The following is a 5,540-nucleotide window of genomic DNA, read 5'->3' as shown; positions in this document are numbered from 1 at the left end:
GCCTGCAGTAAGGGAAATTCGTAGGAAAAATGCCTTTTTGGCCGAAAAAAGGCTATTTTCGAGGAAAATAGCCTCTTGATTGTCTTTTTCAGCCAATCCGAACGCTCAAGTCCGACAGGCTGCTAGTGACGCCGAACCCCGCTGTCGAGGTAAGAACAACTGGCGGTACTTGAGCTTAACTGAACACTTGCCGTACCAAACTAGGTAGTCAACTGTTGTTGGGAGCGTAAGGGAGTACTTTCCACCACTCGTCTGAAAGGAAACAATGCAAATAAAATTCTCTCGCCCAAACACCTCATCCATCAACTCCCGCACATGATGCAGATTCTCATCCGAAATCTGCACGAACACGCTCCCCGACTCCGCCAGCAGTTCCCGCGCCAGCAGTAGCCGATCCCGCAGATAGGTCAGGTAGGAATGAATGCCCAACTCCCAGGTATCCCGGAACGCCTTGATCATCTCGGGTTCCTGGGTCAGATCCTGATCCTGTCGGTCCTTGACGTCGCGCCGGTTGGTGAAGGGCTGGAAGTTGGAGCCGTATTTGATGCCATAGGGCGGGTCGAGATAGATCATCTGCACCTGCCCGGCCATGCCCTCCTTCTGGAGCAGCGAGTTCATGACCAGCAGCGAATCGCCCGCGATGAGCCGGTTCGACCAGCCCTTGTCGTGGCGGTAGAAGTCAATGGCGTCGCGCAGCGGCAGGTTCTCGAAGGGGGCGGCGAACAGATCCGGCTGGCGCCAGGCATCCGTCCGCTTCCGTTGCCCGCTCCCGGACGACTTGCCCAATGAGTCATCCCGACATTCGGTCAATTCTTTCCGCAGCGCGGAAAGAATGCTCATGGGATCGATGCGCTCATGCACATGCAGCGAGACGGTCTCGACCGCGAAACTGGTCCGCTCGGCCTTGCCGGTCCAGTGGAGATAGGGGGCGGACGCGCGCCGCAATTCCTCCAGCGCCGCGCGCATGGCGTCCTGATCGTCGCTCGCCAGGGCCTCGTCGATCAGGGTCTCGATCCGCGCGCGCCCAAGGTCGAACTGCAACACCGGATCGAGGTGCGGGTCATAGGCCCAGCGCGTCGGCCCCGCCGCCGGGTCGTTGGCCGAACTGACTACCCCGACCTCGGGGTTGTTCTTGCGGGTATCCGTAGGCGATAGCTGATGACCTCGGGCGCGTCGGTGCCGGTCGACGGCGGGCGCGGCGATGCCTTCCGGACGGTTTTCGGCGGTTGGGCCGGAGTCGGCGGTGCCGTTGGACTGAGATCGAAACCCTGATCCTGGGGCGGTGCCCGCCGCACCGTGCCGCCACGTCCACGCCCTTTGAGCAACAGGCCCCGATCGAGCAACGCCTGCTTTGCGTGCTCGAAGGCCGCTGCGTCAAACGCGCTATTCAGTTCGGCGGCCGCTTGCGCGAAGGCTTGCCTGAGCGCCGGATTGCCGATGGCCGTGCCGTCTTCCGGGACCAGTTCCAAGAGTCGTTCGACGATCCCGACCTCGGCGTTTGCGTGTTCTTGCGCCATCGCTCGTTCCTGCTCCCTTGCAGCCAATTCCCGATTTTCCCCGATAGGGTGACTGTCGGAAAGAATTCTGCCGATTTTCCGTTCGTCCCTCTTCCTTCGACTTGCGGTTGCGCGACATCGCCAAGGGGCGCATTCATTCGCCCCTGAATCCCTGAATCCGCGCAACCCACGCGGCGAATAAATTCGCCTCTACAGAGCTGCTCCCGTCCGGCGTTGAGGTTTCCGAGTCCCGCTGATCAGCACCCAATCCTCGCGGATCCGAATTGGATCCAATTCAATGGAATCCGCATAAGCGGCGCGGACGCTGTCCGCCTGCTCGGCGAGGACGCCCGAGAGCACCAGATCACACTGGGGCCGCAGCAGCCCGGTCAGGCGCGGGGCCAACGCGATCAGGGGGCCGGCGAGGATATTGGCCAGCACGCAATCGACGTTGAGATCGGGGAGATCCTCCGGTGGATGAATATCGAGCCGGTCGGCGACGCCGTTGGTCAGCGCGTTGGCGCGGGTGGCCTCCAGTGCCTGCGGATCGTGGTCCACGGCGATGGCGCGCGCGGCACCGAGCTTCAGCGCGGCGATGGCGAGGATGCCGGAGCCGCAGCCAAAATCGAGGACGGTCTTGCCGGCGAGCGACGCGCCGTCGAGCCACTCCAGACAGAGTGCGGTGGTCGCGTGATGTCCGGTGCCGAAGGCCAGTCCCGGATCGAGCGACACAACGACGGCGTTCGGATCGTCCGGCAGTTGGCCGTGCGGACAGACCCAGAGCCGGCGACCGAAACGGGTTGGTTTGAAGGTGTCCAGCCAGACCCGTTCCCAGACCCGGTCCTCGATGCGCTCGATGCGGGGGACGGTGCCTAACTGGATGGCCAGGTTGCGGGCGAGCCGTTCGACCAGGGATTGCGTCTCCGGGTCGCTCTCGAACAGTGCCGTGAGCGTGATCTCGGACCACAGCGGGGTTTCGCCTGGGCCGGGTTCGAGTTGGGGCTCGTCGCCGGCGTCGCCGAGGGTGATGGAGAGCGCGCCGGCCATTTCCAGGTTGAGCGAAAAGGTCTCTGACTGTTCGCGCGGGAGGTTGAAGGAGAGTTGCAGCCAGGGCATGGGGAGTGGCATCGAATCCTTAAAGCTGATGATCGTAGAAGCTCATACCCACTTTCGTGGTGACATTGCATCCGTTCGTGGTGAGCTTGTCGAACCATGAACGGATGCAATGTCGGCCTCGGAGCGCGATTTTCCGGTCATCCTTCGACAAGCTCAGGACGAACGGAAAATCGGTAAAGTCTTTCCCTTAAATCACCTTACATCCCGAGCTTTTTCTCTAGGTAATGGATGTTGGCGCCGCCGGCGAGGAAGGCGCCGTCGCGCAGGATGGCGCGCTGGAGCTTGATGTTGGTGTTGATGCCGTCGATGACGGTCTCGCGCAGGGCGTTGCACATGCGCGCGATGGCCGATTCGCGATCCTCGCCATGGGTGATCAGTTTGCCGATCATGGAGTCGTAATACCGCGGGACCGTGTAGCCGGTGTAGAGATGGGTCTCCAGCCGCACGCCAGGACCGCCGGGCGCGTGGAATTCGGTGATCTTGCCGGGGCTCGGCATGAAGGTTTCCGAATCCTCGGCGTTGATCCGGCACTCGATGGCGTGTCCGCGCATAACGATATCCTTCTGGGCATAACGCAGCGGCTCGCCGGCGGCGATCAGGATCTGTTCCTTGACGATGTCCACGCCGGTGACCATCTCGGTGACCGGGTGCTCGACCTGGACCCGGGTGTTCATCTCGATGAAATAAAACTGGCCGTTCTCGTAGAGGAATTCGAAGGTGCCGGCGCCGCGATAACCGATGGTGCGGCAGGCGGCGGCGCAGCGTTCGCCGATCTCGCGCCGCTGCGCCTCGGTGATGCCGGGCGCGGGGGCTTCCTCGACGACTTTTTGATGACGGCGCTGCATGGAGCAGTCGCGTTCGCCCAGATGGATGGCGTTGCCCATCTGGTCGGCGAGGATCTGGAACTCGACATGACGCGGGTTCTCCAGATATTTCTCGATGTAGACCATGTCGTTGTTGAAGGTCGCGGCGGCCTCTGCCTTGGTCAGCGAAATGGCGTTCAGCAGGGTGGCCTCGGAGTGCACCACCCGCATGCCGCGCCCGCCGCCGCCGCCGGACGCCTTGATGATGATCGGATAGCCGATCTCGCGGGCGATCTCCAGGGTGCGTTTTTTGTTGTTGTCGTCGATCGGTCCGTCGGAACCCGGCACGCAGGGCACGCCGGCGGCCTTCATGGCTGCGATGGCCGAGACCTTGTCGCCCATCAGACGGATGGTCTCGGGGCGCGGGCCGATGAAGATGAAGCCCGAGCGCTCGACCCGCTCGGCGAAATCAGCGTTCTCGGACAAGAAACCATAGCCGGGATGAATGGCGACGGTATCCGTGACCTCGGCCGCGCTGATGATCGCCGGCACGTTGAGATAACTCTGGAGCGAGGCGGCCGGGCCGATACAGACGGACTCGTCGGCCAGCAGGACGTGTTTCAGATCGCGGTCGGCTTCGGAGTGGACGGCGACCGTCTTGATGCCGAGTTCGCGGCAGGCGCGCAGGATGCGCAGCGCGATCTCGCCGCGATTCGCGATCAGTACCTTTTCGATCATTGCCATGATGGGGATGTCTTCAGTAGGGGGCGGCGGGTTGGGCCACGGAAGCGCCGGACCGGCCGCGCGCTGACGTGTGTTTCAAACCGTGTCCAGGTCATCGGCGACGCCTATCGGTTCAGTCGAAGCCGAGCCGTTCGGGAAAGGAGGCGCGCCATGCTGGAGACGGTTCGTATCCTCATTCGATCACGAACAGCGGTTGGTTGTATTCGACCGGCTGACCATTTTCGACCAGGATGCGCCGGACCGTTCCGGCCTGCTCGCATTCGATCTGGTTGAGGATTTTCATCGCCTCGATGATGCACAGCGTTTCGCCGGCCTGGACCGTCTGGCCCTCCTCCACAAAGGACTTGGCGCCGGGCGAGGGCGCCCGATAGAAGGTGCCGACCATGGGCGAGCGGACGATCTCGTGATCGAGTCCGGCCAACGGGTCGTCGTCGATCGCGACGGCTAGCGCCGTGGGCGCCACGGGGGCGTTGAACTGCCCTGGCATCGGTTGGGGCATGTAATAGGGCATCGGCGCCGTGCCATGACGGCTGATGCGCACCGACTCCTCGCCCTCGTGGATCTCGATCTCGGCCACGTCGGATTGCTCCAGCAGCTCGATCAGCTTCTTTACCTTGCGGATATCCATGGTCATAGGTTCTCGTTCGTGTGTTCTTGCGCCAGGCGCGTGAGCGCGGCGCGTAACGCCAGTGCGTATCCCTCGGCCCCGAGTCCGCTGATCACGCCCACCGCGATGTCCGAGAAATAGGAATGGGCGCGGAATGGCTCGCGGGCGTGCACGTTCGACAGGTGCACCTCGATAAAAGGGATCGCGACGGCAAGCAGGGCATCGCGCAGGGCGACGCTGGTATGGGTGAAAGCGGCCGGATTGAAGAGGATGAAAGAGACATCGTCCACCGGGGCGCGATGAATGGCTTCGATCAGGATGTGTTCCGCGTTGCTCTGGATGAAATCGAGCCGATAGCCCTCGGCCTGGGCGGCGGTTTCCAGCGCTCGCTGGAGATCGGCCAGGGTCGTCCGGCCATAGTGTCCGGGCTCGCGGGTGCCGAGCAGATTAAGGTTCGGTCCATTCAGGACCAAAATCGCGGCCATCGCGCTTGCTGCCTTTCAGTGGGTTTCGGTTTGAGAGGTTACGGCCAGTTCGATGCGAACGGCGACAAATCGCCGCGAATTGTGCGGATTTTACGGAATTTTGTCCAGTCGGTTCGTCGCCCGTCAGCCGTTCTCATTTTGGCGCCATCCGCCATCGTAGGAGCCCGGCATGGGCCAAGACTTGCGACCTGCAAAGAGGTCGCCGGAGAGAGTGACGACAACCGTAGTGAAGCGCAAGGCGGACGCCGCGAGGCCAAGCTGAAAGAAGCGTGGATCAAAGGCACGACCG

Annotated in this window: 6 protein-coding genes; all 6 read right to left on the bottom strand. The window is 62.5% G+C overall.

Features of this window, described 5'->3' with window-relative positions:
* Positions 1 to 105: 105 nt before the first annotated feature.
* The 6 genes from CCR95_RS25030 to aroQ all read right to left on the bottom strand — a co-directional run bounded on the left by CCR95_RS25030 (position 106) and on the right by aroQ (position 5,251).
* Positions 106 to 1,041 carry a DNA methyltransferase gene (locus CCR95_RS25030; RefSeq protein WP_242522971.1) on the bottom strand — a complete coding sequence of 312 codons (936 nt, stop codon included), beginning with the start codon at positions 1,039 to 1,041 and terminating at the stop codon, positions 106 to 108.
* Positions 1,042 to 1,109: 68 nt separating this feature from the next.
* On the bottom strand, positions 1,110 to 1,517 hold the full coding sequence (locus CCR95_RS25025; protein ID WP_242522970.1) for a hypothetical protein: 408 nt from the start codon (positions 1,515 to 1,517) through the stop codon (positions 1,110 to 1,112).
* Between the two features lie 189 nt (positions 1,518 to 1,706).
* Positions 1,707 to 2,612 (bottom strand): 50S ribosomal protein L11 methyltransferase, encoded by a 906-nt coding sequence (prmA, locus tag CCR95_RS00420; protein ID WP_201090872.1) that lies wholly within the window; start codon positions 2,610 to 2,612, stop codon positions 1,707 to 1,709.
* 197 nt (positions 2,613 to 2,809) lie between these two features.
* Positions 2,810 to 4,153 carry an acetyl-CoA carboxylase biotin carboxylase subunit gene (accC, locus tag CCR95_RS00415; protein ID WP_201090871.1) on the bottom strand — a complete coding sequence of 448 codons (1,344 nt, stop codon included), beginning with the start codon at positions 4,151 to 4,153 and terminating at the stop codon, positions 2,810 to 2,812.
* Between the two features lie 178 nt (positions 4,154 to 4,331).
* Positions 4,332 to 4,787, bottom strand: coding sequence for an acetyl-CoA carboxylase biotin carboxyl carrier protein (gene accB / locus CCR95_RS00410; RefSeq protein ID WP_201090870.1), 456 nt, complete (start codon positions 4,785 to 4,787; stop codon positions 4,332 to 4,334).
* Positions 4,788 to 4,789: 2 nt separating this feature from the next.
* Complete coding sequence (aroQ, locus tag CCR95_RS00405; protein WP_201090869.1) at positions 4,790 to 5,251, bottom strand: type II 3-dehydroquinate dehydratase; 462 nt, start codon at positions 5,249 to 5,251, stop codon at positions 4,790 to 4,792.
* Between the last annotated feature and the right edge of the window lie 289 nt (positions 5,252 to 5,540).

Source organism: Thiocystis minor (assembly GCF_016653465.1).
Classification (GTDB): Bacteria; Pseudomonadota; Gammaproteobacteria; order Chromatiales; family Chromatiaceae; genus Chromatium; species Chromatium minus.
The sequence above is the reverse complement of the archived record's forward strand: the minus strand, read 5'-3'. Positions and strand labels throughout refer to the sequence as shown.